The sequence below is a fragment of the Brevundimonas sp. Leaf280 genome (assembly GCF_001422455.1).
In the GTDB taxonomy this organism is placed as follows: Bacteria; Pseudomonadota; Alphaproteobacteria; order Caulobacterales; family Caulobacteraceae; genus Brevundimonas.
Window position 1 is genome coordinate 36965 of record NZ_LMNC01000002.1, and the last position, 15828, is coordinate 52792.

Below are 15828 nucleotides of genomic sequence, written 5' to 3' on the forward strand. Positions count from 1 at the left end.
TCAGGCCAGACCGGCCTTTTTCAGCGTCTTCCACGCCTTGATCACGCGTTGCAGCTTGGCCTCGGCGCTGCGGTCGCCGCTGTTGGTGTCGGGGTGAAACCGCTTCAGCAGCTCGTGATACTGAGCCTTGATCTTCGCCTTGTCGGCGCCCGGATCCAGATCGAGGTCGGCCAAGGCGGCGCGTTCCAGCTTGCCGATGCGGCGGTCCTCGGTCGCGGACTGCGGCGCCTGATCGCCCTTGCGACCGAAAAGGCCGAAGCTGTCGCGCCATGAGCCGGCGCCGGTGGTGTTCGAGGTGCCCATCTTGGCGGCGAAGGCGGCGGCCTCGCGCGTGAACTTGCCGGCCTGCATCTCCCAGGTCGGGCGCCCGCCAGTCATGGCCTCGTTTTCCTGGGCGGCGCGGATCTGGCCTTCGCTCATGCCGGCGTAGAAGTTCCAGCCTTTGTTGTACTCGCCGGCGTGCGGCTGGCAGAATTCGTAGAAGTCGTTCAGCCGCTCGCGCGACTTGGGCGCCTTGGCCGCAGCAGCCCGGCGACAGTCGGGCCACTGGCACGGCTTTTCGCCGGGCTTGAGGTGAAGGACGTCGGCTTTCGCCGCCTCTTCCTCTGGCTTGGGCGGCTTCACCCGAATGTCGGTGAAGCGCGGCTTGTATTGAAAGGAGGCGGACATCAGCCGAAGTGTAAGCCCGATTGGGACAGCATCAAGGAATCGATCATGTCTGAAGGCCCGGTGGCGACGATTATTCGTGCAAAACTGACGGCAGGGCTATCGCCCGAGCGTCTGGAGGTCGAGGACGACAGCTGGCGCCACGCCGGACATCATCATGAAGGCGGAATGGACGCCGAGCCTGGCGGAGAAAGCCACTTCAATCTGGTGATCGTGTCCGCCGCTTTCCAGGGGCAATCGCGGCTGGCGCGACAGCGCGCGGTCAACGCGCTGTTGAAGGACGAGATGGCCGGACCGGTCCACGCCCTTTCGATCAAGGCGCTGACGCCGGAGGAGGCAGGCTGAGCGAAAGAACTGCGTTCACATCGTCTTAGAACCTTCGTCTTAGCGTCATCCGACCAAACAGAACGTGGGGATCTGGGCTTATGGTGGAATCCGATGGCGTCGTGAAGGCGCTCGAAGGCGAACAACGCGCCGGAGACGCGGCCCAGGCGCTGACCGCCATCCTGCAGACGCAGTATCTCCGCTACATGATCATCGCCTCGTGGGCCGTGGGTCTGCTGGGCACGGTGGGCTTGTGGCCGGCGCTTCTGTGGTTCGGCGGCACGCTGGCGGCCGGGTCGCTGCGGGGACTTGTCGAACACCGTCTGAGCCATCGCGTCGGCACCAACTGGGGCGTGATCTTCCCGATCGTGGCCACGGTAACGACCGGCGCCTGGGCCATTGCGCCTCTGATGGCCTGGTTCTCGCCCACCGAGTTCGGACGGCCCCTGGCCCTCGCCCTGCTGATTTCCGGCTATGTGCTGGTCTTCGCCCAGCTTCGCAGCTCGCCGCGTCAGGCCCTGATCATCTCTTCGCCCTACGGTGCGGCCGCGACGATCATTCTGTTCAGCCTGTGGGGCACCAACGCCTTCTGGTCGATGCTGGCTGTCCTGCCGTTCACGGCGGCGGGTCTATTCGTGCTGGTGACCATGACCTTGCTGCGCGAAGACCGCATCCGGGCCTTCCAGTCGCACCAAGCGCATCTGATCGAGGAACTGGAAGCGGCCCGCGACAAGGCCAATGCCGCCAATGACGCCAAGTCGAACTTCCTGGGCGTGATCTCGCACGAGCTGCGCACCCCGATGAACGGCGTGCTGGGCGCGGCCCAACTGCTCAGCGCGACGCGACTGGAGACGACGCAGCGCGAATATCTGTCGATCATCCGCAACTCCGGCGACAATCTGTTGTCGCTACTGAACGACATCCTCGACATGACCAAGATCGAGGCGGGCAAGATGAACTTCGAGGTCGTCGATATCGTCATCGACGGTTTGAACAAGCGCATCACCGGCCCGTTCGAGGCCCAGGCCGAAGCCAAGGGCCTGACGTTCGTCACGACCGTGGAGGGCGAGATTCCGACGGTGGTGCGCGGCGATCCGCTGCGCGTCTGTCAGGTCGTGCAGAACCTGCTGTCCAATGCGGTCAAGTTTACCGAGGCCGGCGAGATCCACTATCTCGTGCGCGGACACCGCGTATCGGATCAGCGCGTGCGGTTCGAATTCGTCGTCCAGGACAGCGGTGCGGGCATTGCCGCGTCCGATCTGGAGCGGCTGTTCATGCCCTTCACCCAGGTCGATACCTCGTCGACCCGGCGCTTTGGCGGCACGGGTCTGGGCCTGACCATCGCACGGCGCATGGCCAACATCATGGGCGGCGATATTACGGTGACGTCCAAGCTCGCCGAGGGCTCATGCTTTACCCTGGAGATCGAGGCCGAGGTGGTGGAATGGGCCAAGCCCGTCGCGGCGGCCGAGGTTCATGCCGAGATCGAAGGCGGCGAATCGCTGCGTGTCCTGGTGGTCGAGGATCATCCGGTGAACCGCATGATCCTGGAGGCCTGGATGAGCTCGGCCAGCCACGTCACTTCGACGGCCGAAAATGGTCAGGTCGCGGTCGATATCGCCAAGGACCAGCCGTTCGACCTGATCATCATGGATGTGAACATGCCGGTGATGGACGGACTGACCGCGACCCGCATGATCCGCGAAGGCGGCCAGAACGCCGGCACCCCCATCGTGGTCCTGTCCGCCTCGGCGCGTCATGAGGATCACGAGGCCGGTCTTCAGGCCGGCGCCGACGCCTATCTGAACAAACCGATCGATTTCGGCGCTCTGGCCGCCCTGATGGGTCGCGTCAGCGGCGGTCGCGAGGCAGTTGCGCAAATGGCGCTGCCTTCGTCGGAGGCCTCCGTCGCCGCCTGATTGCGGCCGCGACGTGTCCACCAGATGAACCTTAGCCACTGGCGGCGGTTCAGACACGCCTCAGCCGCCGTGCTCCATAACTGCGCTCAAGTCGAAACTCTTCGGCGCAGATGGAGCAACGATAATGAGAAAGATCCTCACCGCCACGATGGCCGCCCTGATCGCCACGACCGCTCTGGGCGCCGCCGGCGCTGCCTCGGCCCAGTCGCGCGGCGATCACCGCTATGAGCAGCGCGAAGACCGTCGCGATCATCGCCAGGACCGTCGGGACGACCGCCGCGAATTCCGTCAGGACCAGCGCCAAGACCGTCAGGAATATCGCCAGGAACAACGCGCCTACGCTCGTTGGCAGCGGGCTGAGCGTCGCTACAACGCTCCGCGATATGCCCCGCCGCGCGGCTATGCAGTTCGGACCTGGAGCTATGGCCAGCGGATGCCGTCCTACTACCGGACCAACGCCTATGTGGTGAATGACTATAACCGCTATGGCCTGCGTGCGCCGCCCCGTGGCTACCAATACGTCCGCAGCGGTAATGACGTGGTGCTCGCCGCCGTCGCCGGCGGCCTGATCACCGCCGTGATCGCCGGCCTGTTCAACTGATCCGCCAAGGATTTGAGATGCGCCCCGGAGGGAAACCTCCGGGGCGTTTTTCGTTCTGAAGAGGACGGCGACGCTTCTGGCGCCCAAGATGGATGACGATGCGCGCCTTCGCCGAGCTACTGGACCGCCTGTCCCTGACGGCCTCGCGCAACGCCAAGCTGGTGCTGGTGCGCGATTATCTGAGGGCGACGCCTGATCCCGATCGGGGATGGGCGCTGGCGGCCCTGACCGGCGACCTGACGTTCGACGCGGCCAAGCCGGCCATGATCCGAAAGGCGGTCGAGGGGCGGGTCGACAGCGTGCTGTTCGGCTGGTCCTACGACTATGTGGGGGATCTGGCGGAGACGGTGGCCTTGATCTGGCCCGTGACGCCCGACCACCGGCCGAACCGCGAGCCCGAATTGGCCGAGGTCGTTGAAGCGCTAAGGACCGCGACCCGGACGGAGGTGCGCGGTCTTCTGGAGGGTTGGCTGGATGCGCTGGAGCCGAAAGGGCGCTGGGCGCTGCTGAAGCTGATGACCGGCGCCTTGCGCGTAGGCCTGTCGGCACGGCTGGCCAAGACGGCGGCGGCCATGATGCGCCCGGACGCGGTGATGGCGCCGCCTTCGCCGGAGGGTGACGAGGCGCAGATGACCCTGGAGGCCCTCGACGCCTCGGCCATCGAGGAGGTCTGGCACGCGGTTGAGCCGCCCTACGCCGACCTGTTCGTCTGGCTGGAGGGCAGGGCGGAGCGGCCCAGCCCGGATGCGCCCGGCCGATTCCGACCTGTCATGCTGGCTGTCGCCATCGATGAAGCCTTGGACCTGCCCAAATTGTCGCCGGCCGACTACGCGGCCGAATGGAAGTGGGACGGCATTCGGGTGCAGGCTGTGCTGGAGGGCGAGGTCCGCAAGCTCTATTCGCGCACGGGCGACGAGATTTCAGCCGCCTTTCCCGATGTGATGGAGGCCCTGGCGTTTCAGGGCGCGATCGATGGCGAGCTGATCGTCTGGCGCGACGGGGCGGTCGCGCCGTTCGGGGACCTTCAGCAGCGGCTGAATCGCAAGTCGGTCGACGCCAAGGCGATGCAGGCCTTCCCGGCGGCGGTCGTCGCCTATGACCTGCTTGCCGAGGATGGCGAGGATTTGCGTGGCCTGCCGCTGCGCGAGCGTCGGGCGCGGCTGGAGACCTTGGTCGCTGGTCATACCGGCGAGCGACTGCATCTGTCGCCGGTGGTCGATTATGCCGATTGGGATCAGTTGGCGCGGTTGCGTGCCGATCCGCCGGTCGGGGCGGCGGCAGAGGGGCTGATGCTGAAACGTTGGGACAGCCCCTATCTGGCGGGGCGACCCAAGGGGCCGTGGTTCAAGTGGAAGCGCGACCCGCACGTCATCGACGCCGTCATGATGTACGCCCAGCGGGGGCATGGGAAACGCTCCAGCTTCTATTCCGACTACACCTTCGGCGTCTGGACGCCGGAAGGCGCGCTGACGCCGGTGGGCAAGGCCTATTTCGGCTTTACCGACGAGGAGTTGAAACAGCTCGACAAGTTCGTGCGCGATCACACCATCGACCGGTTCGGGCCGGTGCGGTCTGTGCGAGCCGAGCGGGACTTCGGCCTGGTGCTGGAGATCGCCTTCGAAGGGCTGAATCGCTCGACCCGGCACAAGTCGGGCGTGGCCATGCGTTTTCCGCGCGTCAGCCGCATTCGCTGGGACAAGCCGGCGCGAGAGGCCAACACCATCGACGACGTGATGGACCTGCTGGACGCCATTGAAAGCGGCGGCGGACGGATCGCAAAGGCCTGAAATCGGGCTTTCAGGGGTTCCAATCGTCGCATCAGGCGTTAGACCCGGCCTATGTCTTCGCCTCTCCCCACCGATGTCGCCGAAGCGGTCGCCGCAGGGCGTAAGGCCGTTTCGATCGACGCTGCCGTGATCGCCAAGCTGACCGACATGGCCGGTGATTTCGCGATCAATCTGACGATCGCCATCCTGATCTTCGTCCTCACGGTCTTTGCGGCGAAGTGGGCGGCGCGGGCGGCGCGCAATACCCTGTCGCGGGTCAAGGGCTTCCGTCACGACCCGACGGTCCTGAGCTTTGCGGTTCAGGTGGTGCGGGTGGTGGTCTTTATCATCGGCATGATCGCCGTGCTTCAGCGCCTGGGCGTTCAGACGACCTCGATCATCGCCGTGCTGGGCGCGGCGTCCTTGGCGGTGGGTCTGGCGTTGCAGGGCACGTTGTCGAACGTGGCGTCGGGGATCATGCTGCTGGTGCTGCGGCCCTACCGGGTCGGCGACGTGGTCGATGTCGGCGGGATGAGCGGCACGGTACAGCGACTGGACCTGTTCACGACCCAACTGTCCAACGCCAACAACCACAAGATCGTCATTCCGAACTCCAAGGTCCTGAGCGACCCGCTGACCAATCTGACCGGCCAGCAGACGCGCCGGATCGAGATCAACTTCACGGTCGGCTATGGCGACGATCTGAACCAGGCGCGTTGCGTGCTGGCGGACATGGCCGCCGCACACGAAAAGGTGCTGCACGATCCCCATCCGTGGACCGGCGTGACGGGCCTGCTGGACAGCTCGGTGCAGGTGACGCTGCACGCCTGGGTCAAGGTCGGCGACTGGTGGCAGACCCAGGCCGACCTGATGCAGGGCGGCAAGGAGGCGCTGGACGCCGCCGGCATCGAGATACCGTTCCCGCATCAGGTGGCCGTGCCCTATGGCGATGAGGATGTGGCGCCGGTCGTGCGCGTCCGCACGGTCGATGACGATACGGCCGATCTGAAGGCGACGAACCGTTGATGCGTTACGATTTCGGCTCCGACAACACCGCCGGCATGGCGCTGAGCGCCATCGAAGGCCTGGTGCGCGCCAACAAGGGATTCGCCCGCGCCTATGGCGCAGACGAGGTCACCGCCCGCGCCGCCGACCAGATTCGCCAGCGGTTGGATGCCGACGCCGAGGTGCGGTTTGTATTCAGTGGGACGGCGGCCAACGCCATCGCCCTGTCGATGCTGGCCCAACCCTATGAGGCGGTGCTGGCGCACCATGCGGCGCACATCTGCACAGACGAGACGGGCGCGCCGGGCTTCTTCGGTCACGGCGTCGGCCTGATCGGCTTGCCGGGCTTCTCGGGCAAGATCGATCCATTGGCCCTGCAGGCGCAGTTGGGCGAACCCGAAGTGGGGCATCGTCAGCCGCCCGCCGCCCTGTCGCTGACACAGGCCACGGAATATGGCTCGGTCTATACCGAGGAAGAACTGCGCCACCTGATCGAACCGGCCAAGGCGCTGGGCTACGGCGTTCACATGGACGGAGCGCGCCTGACCAATGCGGTCGCCGCCGGTTTCGACCTGAAGGACATTCCGCGCCTAGGCGTGGACGTGCTGGTGTTCGGCGGGGCCAAGGCGGGCGCCAACTGCGCCGAGGCGATCGTGCTGTTCGACAAGAGCCTGGCGCGGCGATTGGACAATCGGCTGAAACAAGCGGGCCAGACGTCATCCAAGACGCGTCTGTTGTCGGGCCCGATGCTAGGGTTGCTGGAAAGCGGCGATTGGGAATCGGGCGGCGCCCATGCCAATCTGATGGCGCAGCGACTGGCGGCGGGCATCGCGGGGCGGTCGCCCTTCGTCCTGGCCCATCCGGTGGAGGCGAACGCCGTCTTCGTGCGGATGCCGCCAGAGGCGCATGCCCGCCTGAATGAAATGGGCTGGGCCTGCTACGCCTTCGATGACGGTTCGGTGCGCTTCGTCTGTTCATGGGCGACGCAGGAAGCGGCCGTGGACGAGTTGATCGAGGCGGTCGCCGGTCTGGGCTGAGCGACTAATCCCCGTTCGCGCGCCAGCGTGGCCTTTCCCCGGTCGCAATGGGTTTCCATATGCGCATCATGGCGATGCGAGGCGAACGCTCCGGCGGCAGGCGTGACCCGATGGTCAAGGCGCAGCAGGCAGGGAGCACACAGGACAAGACGGACGGACCCCCGACGCTGACGGCGTTGGCGGACCTTGCGCGGCTGGTCGCCCGTTCAGGCGCACCGCACCTGAAACTGCGGCTGATCTCGGCCATCCTGCTGACGCTGGCGGGCAAGGGGCTGGGCGTCATGGCGCCGCTGGTGCTGGGTGCGGCGGTCAACCGTCTGGCGGCGGGGCAGGGTGCCGCGACCGCCGTCGGCCTGGGCTTTGCGGCCTACGCCATCGGCTGGACGCTTGTTCGGTTCCTGTCGGCGGCCTCGCCCCTGATCTCCGACGTGGTGTTCGCGCCGGTGCGTGCCGCCGCCCAGCGCGCGACGGCGGCCGAGGCCTTCGCCCATGCGCTGAGCCTGTCGCTGGATTTTCACCAGACCAAGCGCTCAGGCGCCCTGTCGCGGACGATGGACCGGGGATCGCGCGCGGTCGATTTCCTGCTGCGCATCCTGGCCTTCAACTTGGTTCCGACGGGGGTGGAGCTGGTGCTGGCGGCCGGGGTGCTGGGCGCCAAATACGACTGGCGCTTCGCCGCCGTCGCGGTGGTCGTGGTCGTCATCTACACCGCCGCCACCTTCGCCATGTCCAACTGGCGGTTGGAGCATCGCCGGATCATGAATGCGGCCGATTCCGAGGCCGCTGGCGTCTCGGTCGACGCCCTGCTGAACTATGAGACGGTCAAGTCGTTCGGCGCCGAGACGCGCGCGGCTCAGACTTATGACCGCGCGTTGGGCGACTATGCCGAGGCGTCGCTGAAGGCCAACAGTTCGCTGAACATGTTGAACGGGATGCAGGCCCTGGTAATGAACCTGGGCCTGGGCGTCATGGCGGTGATGGCCGGATTCGAGGCGGCGGCCGGTCGGATGGGGCCGGGCGATGTGACGGCGGCGGTGCTGATCATGATCTCGCTATATGCGCCGCTCAACATCCTGGGCTTCGCCTATCGGGAAATCCGTCAGTCCTTCATCGACATGGAGGAGATGCTGAAGGTGACGCGACAGACGCCGCAGGTCGCCGATGCGCCGAACGCCGTCGCCCTGCCGCGGCCGGTCGATGCGCGCGGGGCGTCGGTAGCGTTCGAGGCCGTCGGCTTCCGCCACGACGCGCGGGCCAATGGGCTGGAGGACGTCAGCTTCTACGCTGCGCCTGGCACCACGACGGCGCTGGTCGGGCCCTCGGGCGCGGGCAAGTCCACCATTGTCAAACTGGCGCTGCGTCTGCTCGATCCGCAGGAAGGCCGCGTGCTGATCGACGGCCATGATGCGCGCGAAGTGACCCAGGCCTCGCTGCGATCGGCGGTGGCGCTGGTGCCTCAGGATGTGGCGCTGTTCAACGACACCCTGGCCGCCAACATCGCCTTCGCCCGGCCCGAGGCGGATGAGGCGCAGGTGTGGGCGGCCGCGGAGGCGGCGGAACTGGCCGACTTCATTCGCGGCTTGCCGGACGGGATGCAGACCAAGGTCGGCGAACGGGGACTGAAGCTGTCGGGCGGCGAACGTCAGCGGGTGGGCATCGCCCGAGCCCTGCTGGCCGATCCGTGCATCCTGATCCTGGACGAGGCGACCAGCGCCCTGGACAGCCGCACCGAAGCCGCGATCCAGAAGACGCTGCGCAAGGCCAGGAACGGCCGCACGACCCTGGTGGTCGCACACCGGCTGTCGACCGTGGCGGATGCGGACCAGATTCTGGTGCTGAAGGCCGGGCGGGTCGTCGAACGCGGCGGTCACCACGAACTGGTAGCCCGACAGGGCGGGGAGTATGCGGCGCTGTGGCGCAAACAGACGCGCGGCGGCAAGACGCCTCAGATGGCCGACTGATCGGCGGTCGGCAGCTTCTTTCTCAGAACCTCATGCAGGTTCGTCAGGATGGCGGTCCGCGCGGCCTGCTCTTGCGGCGGCAGCGCCAGCAACAGCTTCATCGCCTGGGCATGGACCGTGGCGATGCGCCAGTCGAAACCGCCCTGACGCGGCGCGGCGTCCAGCAGGTCGCACAGGCCCTTGGCCGCGGTGCACAGGTCGTCCATCGAGAAGGGGCTGGCGGCGTCAATGATCTGGCTTGAGGCGGAATAGGCCAGATCCAGCCGCATGGGCTCGATCAGGTTCGGATCGGGCTTGGCCAGCAGGGCCGCGATATTGTCGCCGATGATGGCGCGGGCCTGATCCTGAAGTCCGTCCAGATTGGCGCGGGCCTGGGCCAGGGCGACCCCGACGCTGACACCGCCGGGGCGATCCAGCATCTCTGCCAGGCGAGACTTGCGCTGAGTGTGGGTGATGACGGTCATAGGGCCAGACTCTCCATCCCCTTCGCCTTGCGAATCATGTCGGCGCGGCGTTCCACGCCTTCATAGCCGGTGTGTCGGAACCGGCGATCCGGGCCCAGATAGTCGCCGACCTCCAGGAAGGGCCGGCTGTCGCGCGCCACCCACAGGATGCGCTCCAGCAGAAGCGCCGGGCTGAAGGGCTTGGTGACGACGAAGTTGGCGCCGCAGTCCCGCGCCTCGGCGACGCGCCCGCGACGAATGTGGCTGGCGGTCATGATGACGGGGGTGAAGGCGTTGGGATTGGGGCCGGAGCGACGCAACCACCGCACCAGTTCAAATCCGTCGATGTCGGGCATGTCGGTGTCGACGACCAGCAAATCGACGGGCTTGTCGGTCAGCAGCTTCTTGGCTTCCATGCCCGTGCCGCAGGCATAGGTGGGGCGGATGCCGAAGCCGGTCAGGGCGTTGGAGGTCAGCGTCAGCGAAAACGGCGAATCGTCGACGATCATCGTGATCGCGCCGCCCAGGTTGAAGACGGCGCTTTCACGCAGAGACTCGCCGCCGCTCATGACGCCAAGGCCCCCGTCTGGCCCGCCGATAGACTCATGGCCGGTCGCAAACCCCGATGCCTCCTAACGAAGGGCTGAGTTTGGCAGACGAGGGTGGATGCTGCGTTAACGTTGGTCGGCCAAAGCGACCAAGCGTCAGAGGGCGCCGATGGCGTAGAAGCGATCCGCGCGGCGCTTCTTGATCTGCTGGGGCGTCAGGCCGTCGAAGCCCTTCAGCTCTTCGGCAAGAACGTCGCCGACATTGGCCATGGCTGCGTCGCGATCAGTGTGGGCGCCGCCGACAGGCTCTTCAATCAGGCGGTCCACGATCTTCAGCTGCATCAGGTCCGGGCCGGTGATCTTCATCGCCATGGCCGCGTCCCTGGCGCGCGCGCCGTCGCGCCACAGGATGCCGGCTGCGCCCTCGGGCGAGATGACCGAATAGATCGAGTGTTCCAGCATCAGCACGCGGCTGGCCGCTGCGATGGCGATGGCGCCGCCCGACCCGCCTTCGCCGGTGATGGTGGCGATGGAGGGGACGCCTAGAGTCAGGCAACGCTCGGTCGAGCGGGCGATGGCCTCGGCCTGGCCGCGCTCCTCGGCGCCCAGGCCCGGATAGGCGCCGGCGGTGTCGATGAAGCTGAGGACCGGCAGGCCGAACTGTTCGGCCATGTCCATCAGGCGCACCGCCTTGCGATAGCCCTCGGGCCGGGCCATGCCGAAGTTGTGGGTGATGCGGGTCGCAGTGTCGTGACCCTTTTCGTGGCCCATGATGACAACCGGACGACCGCGGAACCGGGCTAGGCCGCCCAGGATGGCCTGATCGTCGCCGAACTGACGGTCGCCGTGCAGTTCGTTCCAGTCGGTGAACAGGCTCTGGACGTAATCGATGAAGTGCGGGCGCTGCGGATGGCGCGCGACCTGGGTCTTCATCCAGGGGTCGAGGCCGGCGTAGGTCTTCTTGCGCAGCTGCTCGGCCTTTTTGCGCAGGCCCTCGATCTCATGGTCGATGTCGCCCGAGGTGTCGGCCAGCAGCGAAAGCTCCTCGATCTTGGCTTCCAGATCGGCGATCGGCTTTTCGAAGTCGAGATAGTGCGTGGCCATCAAGGCGTCCGGGAACTGCAAACGGGCGTAAGCGCCCTTGGGGAAGGCGCGCGAACCTAGAGAGGTCAACGCCGCCGGGCAAGCGGGGGTTCAGTCGTCGCGCGCCAAGGGGTGGTTTTGTTGGACGACCTGGGCCAGGCGATCGGTGGCGACGTGGGTGTAGATCTGGGTCGTGGCGATATCGACATGGCCCAGCAGGGTCTGGACGACGCGCAGGTCCGCGCCGCCTTCCAGCAGGTGGGTGGCGAAGGCGTGGCGCAGGACGTGGGGGCTGATGCGGGCCGGGTCGATGCCGGCCGTGATCGCGGCCTCGTCCAACAGTTGGGCGAAACGGCGTGGGGTCAGGTGGCCGGTGCGGCCCGAGGAGGGGAACAGCCAGGGACTGTCGGGCGCCTCAGGCTTTCGCCCATCCTTGCCCTTGAATCTGGCGTCGCGCGCGACAAGCCAGGCCTTGATCGCTTCGCGGGCGGCGGCGTTGAGGGGGGCGAGCCGTTCCTTGCCGCCCTTGCCGCGCACGATCAGATAGGCGGGGTCGCGCCGAACGGCCTCGACTTTGAGCCCCAACAGTTCGGATACCCGCAGGCCGGAGGCGTAGGCCATCTCGACCAGGGCGACCAGGCGCAGACCCGCCGCCGCGTCACGGGTGGCCGAGGCGGCCAGCAGGGCGTCGATCTCGGTTCGGCTCAACACCTTCGGCAGCGACCGGCCCTGTTTGGGAGCGTCGAGGCGGCGCGAGGGGTCGTCGGTGCGCCACCCCTCAGCCAGGGCGAAGCGGTAGAACTGACGCGCGGACGAGCGGCGACGGGCGGCGGTGGCGGCGGACAGGCCGCGCCGCGACAGGTCGGCGAACCAGGCCTCGACCGCCTCGGCGTCGGCCTTCATCAGGCCACCGGCGTCCGACAGCGCCGTCTCGGCGTCGGCCAGATCGCGGCCATAGGCGGACAGGGTGTGGGGCGAGGCGTCGCGTTCGACCGCCATCATCTCCAGAAAGGCCTCGATCTGGGGCGTCAAAGAGCGAACCTGCCGTCGAACGGATGGCGCAAGGTCAGGCTTGGTGTAGAGGTTTTCTGGATCATGCCTGCCCGCGCCGCCGCCTTCGCCTTCCTCTCGACCGACCGTTCCGCCGGAGCCGCCGGATGAGGCGGCGCGCGAATCCGGGTCCGACCCGCACCATAGCCCTGGTCGGCCTGATGGGGGTGGGCAAATCGTCGGTCGGCCGTCGGCTGGCCAATCGGCTGCGACTGCCGTTCGCGGACGGCGATGTGGAGATCGAGGCGGCGGCCGGAATGACGGTGTCGGAAATCTTCGCCGCCTTGGGCGAGGCCGAGTTCCGCGCGGGCGAGGCGCGGGTGATCCGCCGCCTGCTGGAGGGGCCGCCCGTCGTGTTGGCGACCGGCGGCGGGGCGATGATGAACCCGGAGACGCGGGCGTTGCTGAAAGCCAAGGCCGACACCGTCTGGTTGAGGGCCGATCTGGCGGTCATTGCGGAGCGGGTGGCGCGGCGCGACACGCGGCCTCTGCTGCGCGGCAAGGATCCGCTGGAGGTGCTGACCGGCCTGGCCGAAGCCCGCTATCCCATTTACGGCGAGGCCGATGTGACCGTGGACGTCGGGCAGGGCTCGCACGGCCAAGCGGTGGACGCCATTCACAAGAACCTGCGCCGGCACTGGCGCCAGAGACGACGCACGGAGACCCCGCAATGACGATCATTCCGGTCAGCGGCGGGGCCTTTGCCGCCTATGACGTGGTGGTGGGACGCGGGCTACTGGCGCAAGCCGGCGCACGCATCGCGCCGTTGGCCAAGGGGCGGACGGTCATCGTCACCGACGAGACGGTGGCGGGCATCCACGCTCAGGCCCTGACGGCGTCGCTGACGGCGGCGGGCGTGACCAGCGAGATCGTAGCGGTGCCGGCAGGCGAGGGCTCCAAGTCCTTCGCCGAGCTGGAACGGGTGCTGGATCGGCTGCTGGAGATCGGGCTGGATCGGAAGGACGTGGTCATCGCCCTGGGCGGCGGGGTCGTCGGCGATCTGGCTGGTCTGGCGGCGGCCCTGTTCATGCGCGGCATCGACTTCGTTCAGATCCCGACGACCCTGCTGGCCCAAGTGGATTCGTCGGTGGGCGGCAAGACGGCTATCGATACGCCGCGCGGGAAGAACCTGGTCGGCGCCTTCCATCAGCCGCGTCTGGTGCTGGCCGACATCGACGTGCTGGCGACCCTGCCGGAACGCCAGGTGAGGTCCGGCTGGGCCGAGGTGCTGAAGCACGGGCTGATCTGCGATGCGGCCTTCTTCGACTGGCTGGCGGGCGAGGGGGCGGCGGGCGCTAAGGGCGATGCGGCGGCGCTGGAACGGGCGGTGATCCGCTCGGTCGAGATCAAGAGTGCGGTTGTCGGCGAGGACGAGAAGGAGGCGGGGCGGCGCGCCCTGCTGAACCTGGGTCACACCTTCGGCCATGCGGTCGAGACCGAGGTCGGCTTCGACGAGGGCGCGCTGGCGCACGGCGAGGCGGTGGCGCTCGGCTGCTGCATGGCCTTCCGCTATTCGGCGGGTGAAGGCCTGTGTTCGGCGGACGACGTTGCGCGTGTCGAGACGGTGGTCGCGGAGGCTGGGCTGCCGACGCGGCTGGATCAGGCGGGATCCTTCGCGGCCGAACGGCTGCTGGCCCTGATGGCCGGGGACAAGAAGGCCGAGGGCGGGGCGCTGACCTTGATCCTGGCGCGTGGCATCGGCCAGGCCTTCGTGGCCAAGGGCGTGGATGCGGCCAAGGTGCGGGCCTTCCTGATCGAGGAAGGCGCGACCGCGTGATGCAGATCGCCTCGGTCCCTCTGGAGGATCGCTTCGTGCGGCTGGAGCCGTTCGAGGAAGGACTGGAAGCCGAGGTCAAGGCCGCGCTGGATTGCGATCCCGCGTCCTGGGATATCATGGTCGCGCCGGCCTATGGCGCGCATTTTTACGCCTGGTGGAAGGCCGCGCTGGCGGCGATGCAGGCGCAGACGCGGATCGCCTACGCGGTGCGGCGGGCCTCGGACGGGGCGGTGGTCGGGACGACCAGCCTGTATGAGATCAACCCCGCCTATCGCCGCTGTGAGATCGGCTCGACCTTCTATCGGCCAGAGGCGCGGGGAGGGGCGATCAACCCGGCCTGCAAGCGGCTGTTGCTAGGGCATGCCTTCGATGCGCGCGCGGTGCGGGTCGAGATCATCACAGACGCCGTCAACGCCCAGAGCCAGGCCGCCATCCTGAAACTAGGCGCCAAGGCCGAGGGCGTCCTGCGTAAGCACAAAATCACATGGACTGGCCGGGCGCGCGACACCGCCATGTTCGCCGTCATCGACGACGACTGGCCCTCAGTGCGCGACGGGCTGGATCGGCGACTGGCGGCGTTGGTCTAGGCCCGCATCTCCTCGATCAGAGCCGCGATCAGGTCGGCGGCGGGCATGGCGCGCGCCAACGGGGCGCCCTGACCTGCCCATTGGGCTCCGAAGCCGGTCTCGCCAGCGGCCTTTGCGGCGGCGTTCAGGGCCTTGCCCGCATCATAGGCGACCGGGTAGTCCGGGATGACCGCCGTCGTCTGCTCGCCCCACTCGGTGAAACGATTGCGCAGGCAGCGGGCAGGGCGGCCCGAGACGGCACAGGTCATGGTGGTGTGGTGCGCGGCGTCGCTGCTCAAAGCGGCGCGATAGCCCGCGTCGGCCGCGCTTTCTGGACAGGCGATGAAGGCGGTGCCGAGCTGAGCCGCGACGGCGCCGAGGTCGAGGGCGGCGCGGACGCCTCGCCCATCCATGATCCCCCCGGCAGCGATGACTGGCAGGCCGGAGCGCATCACCAGAAGACGGGTCAGCGCCAGCGTCCCCAGGCGGCTGTCCTCGTCGTCGGGGTCGAGCATCCCGCGATGGCCGCCGGCTTCCCAGCCCTGGGCCACGATCGCGTCCACGCCGGCTGTCTTGCAGGCCAGGGCTTCGTCCAGATTGGTGGCGCTCGCCAGCAGCAGGCATCCGGTCTGTTTCAGCGCGCGAACCCGCTCGGCGTCAGGCAGGCCGAAATGGAAGCTAACTACGCGAGGCGCATTGGCGAGCAGGGCCGACAGCATGGCGTCGTCGTCGGCGAAGCTTTGGTAGATGGCGGCGAGTCCGGCGGGCGGGGTCGCGCCGAAAGCCTCGAACTGCAGGGTCAGAGCGTGAAGCCAGGCCGTTTCGACGATCGTATCTCTTCGCGGCGCGGCATGGACGAAAAGATTGACGTTGAAGGGGCGGTCGGTCAGCGCTCGCGTCTCGGCGATCATCCGGCCCGCGCCGTCCGCATTCGTCGCGCCAACGGCGATGGAGCCCAGCGCGCCAGCGTTGCAAATGGCGGCGGCCATTCGGGGCGTCGAGACGCCGGCCATCGGCGCCTGGATGATCGGAGCGGTCAGGCCGAGCTGTTCGATCAGGGACATGAGGTTGACGTATGCAGC

16 protein-coding genes are annotated in these 15828 nt (G+C 67.4%); 10 read left to right on the forward strand and 6 right to left on the reverse strand.

Features of this window, described 5'->3' with window-relative positions:
- Nucleotides 1-669 (reverse strand): J domain-containing protein, encoded by a 669-nt coding sequence (locus ASF31_RS03670; RefSeq protein WP_017506027.1) that lies wholly within the window; start codon nt 667-669, stop codon nt 1-3.
- 45 nt (nt 670-714) lie between these two features.
- Here ASF31_RS03670 and ASF31_RS03675 point away from each other — a divergent pair, with 45 nt between their 5' ends.
- The 7 genes from ASF31_RS03675 to ASF31_RS03705 all read left to right on the forward strand — a co-directional run bounded on the left by ASF31_RS03675 (nt 715) and on the right by ASF31_RS03705 (nt 9279).
- Nucleotides 715-1011 carry a BolA family transcriptional regulator gene (locus ASF31_RS03675; protein ID WP_055753801.1) on the forward strand — a complete coding sequence of 99 codons (297 nt, stop codon included), beginning with the start codon at nt 715-717 and terminating at the stop codon, nt 1009-1011.
- A gap of 80 nt (nt 1012-1091) precedes the next feature.
- Nucleotides 1092-2909, forward strand: coding sequence for a response regulator (locus ASF31_RS03680; protein ID WP_055753410.1), 1818 nt, complete (start codon nt 1092-1094; stop codon nt 2907-2909).
- Nucleotides 2910-3033: 124 nt separating this feature from the next.
- Nucleotides 3034-3510, forward strand: coding sequence for an RcnB family protein (locus ASF31_RS03685; protein WP_055753411.1), 477 nt, complete (start codon nt 3034-3036; stop codon nt 3508-3510).
- Nucleotides 3511-3608: 98 nt separating this feature from the next.
- Nucleotides 3609-5297: a cisplatin damage response ATP-dependent DNA ligase gene (locus tag ASF31_RS03690; protein ID WP_055753802.1), complete on the forward strand. Its 1689-nt coding sequence runs from the start codon at nt 3609-3611 to the stop codon at nt 5295-5297.
- A 51-nt stretch (nt 5298-5348) separates the two neighbouring features.
- A complete protein-coding gene (locus ASF31_RS03695; RefSeq protein WP_055753412.1) occupies nt 5349-6302 on the forward strand; it encodes a mechanosensitive ion channel family protein in 954 nt (317 codons plus the stop codon).
- Nucleotides 6302-7318 (forward strand): low specificity L-threonine aldolase, encoded by a 1017-nt coding sequence (locus tag ASF31_RS03700; RefSeq protein WP_055753413.1) that lies wholly within the window; start codon nt 6302-6304, stop codon nt 7316-7318. The genes ASF31_RS03695 and ASF31_RS03700 overlap by 1 nt, the downstream gene beginning before the upstream one ends.
- 74 nt (nt 7319-7392) lie before the next feature.
- Nucleotides 7393-9279, forward strand: coding sequence for an ABC transporter ATP-binding protein/permease (locus ASF31_RS03705; RefSeq protein WP_156355922.1), 1887 nt, complete (start codon nt 7393-7395; stop codon nt 9277-9279).
- On the opposite strand, the gene ASF31_RS03710 is transcribed toward ASF31_RS03705, so the two are convergent.
- The 4 genes from ASF31_RS03710 to ASF31_RS03725 all read right to left on the reverse strand — a co-directional run bounded on the left by ASF31_RS03710 (nt 9264) and on the right by ASF31_RS03725 (nt 12385).
- Complete coding sequence (locus ASF31_RS03710) at nt 9264-9743, reverse strand: hypothetical protein (RefSeq protein ID WP_055753415.1); 480 nt, start codon at nt 9741-9743, stop codon at nt 9264-9266. The genes ASF31_RS03705 and ASF31_RS03710 overlap by 16 nt on opposite strands.
- The gene (locus ASF31_RS03715) at nt 9740-10291 is read right to left on the reverse strand and encodes a PleD family two-component system response regulator (RefSeq protein WP_055753416.1); all 552 of its coding nucleotides are present in this window, start codon (nt 10289-10291) and stop codon (nt 9740-9742) included. Before ASF31_RS03715 ends, ASF31_RS03710 begins: the two co-directional genes overlap by 4 nt.
- A 135-nt stretch (nt 10292-10426) precedes the next feature.
- Nucleotides 10427-11374 (reverse strand): acetyl-CoA carboxylase carboxyltransferase subunit alpha, encoded by a 948-nt coding sequence (locus ASF31_RS03720; protein WP_055753803.1) that lies wholly within the window; start codon nt 11372-11374, stop codon nt 10427-10429.
- A gap of 90 nt (nt 11375-11464) precedes the next feature.
- A complete protein-coding gene (locus tag ASF31_RS03725) occupies nt 11465-12385 on the reverse strand; it encodes a site-specific tyrosine recombinase XerD (RefSeq protein WP_055753417.1) in 921 nt (306 codons plus the stop codon).
- Nucleotides 12386-12510: 125 nt separating this feature from the next.
- Between ASF31_RS03725 and ASF31_RS03730 the strand changes: the two genes are divergently transcribed.
- The 3 genes from ASF31_RS03730 to ASF31_RS03740 are packed head-to-tail and all read left to right on the forward strand — an operon-like array spanning nt 12511 to nt 14767.
- A complete protein-coding gene (locus ASF31_RS03730; protein ID WP_055753418.1) occupies nt 12511-13077 on the forward strand; it encodes a shikimate kinase in 567 nt (188 codons plus the stop codon).
- Nucleotides 13074-14180: a 3-dehydroquinate synthase gene (gene aroB / locus ASF31_RS03735; protein WP_055753419.1), complete on the forward strand. Its 1107-nt coding sequence runs from the start codon at nt 13074-13076 to the stop codon at nt 14178-14180. The genes ASF31_RS03730 and aroB overlap by 4 nt, the downstream gene beginning before the upstream one ends.
- Nucleotides 14180-14767, forward strand: coding sequence for a GNAT family N-acetyltransferase (locus ASF31_RS03740; RefSeq protein ID WP_055753420.1), 588 nt, complete (start codon nt 14180-14182; stop codon nt 14765-14767). Before aroB ends, ASF31_RS03740 begins: the two co-directional genes overlap by 1 nt.
- On the opposite strand, the gene ASF31_RS03745 is transcribed toward ASF31_RS03740, so the two are convergent.
- The gene (locus ASF31_RS03745) at nt 14764-15810 is read right to left on the reverse strand and encodes a nitronate monooxygenase family protein (RefSeq protein WP_055753421.1); all 1047 of its coding nucleotides are present in this window, start codon (nt 15808-15810) and stop codon (nt 14764-14766) included. The genes ASF31_RS03740 and ASF31_RS03745 overlap by 4 nt on opposite strands.
- Between the last annotated feature and the right edge of the window lie 18 nt (nt 15811-15828).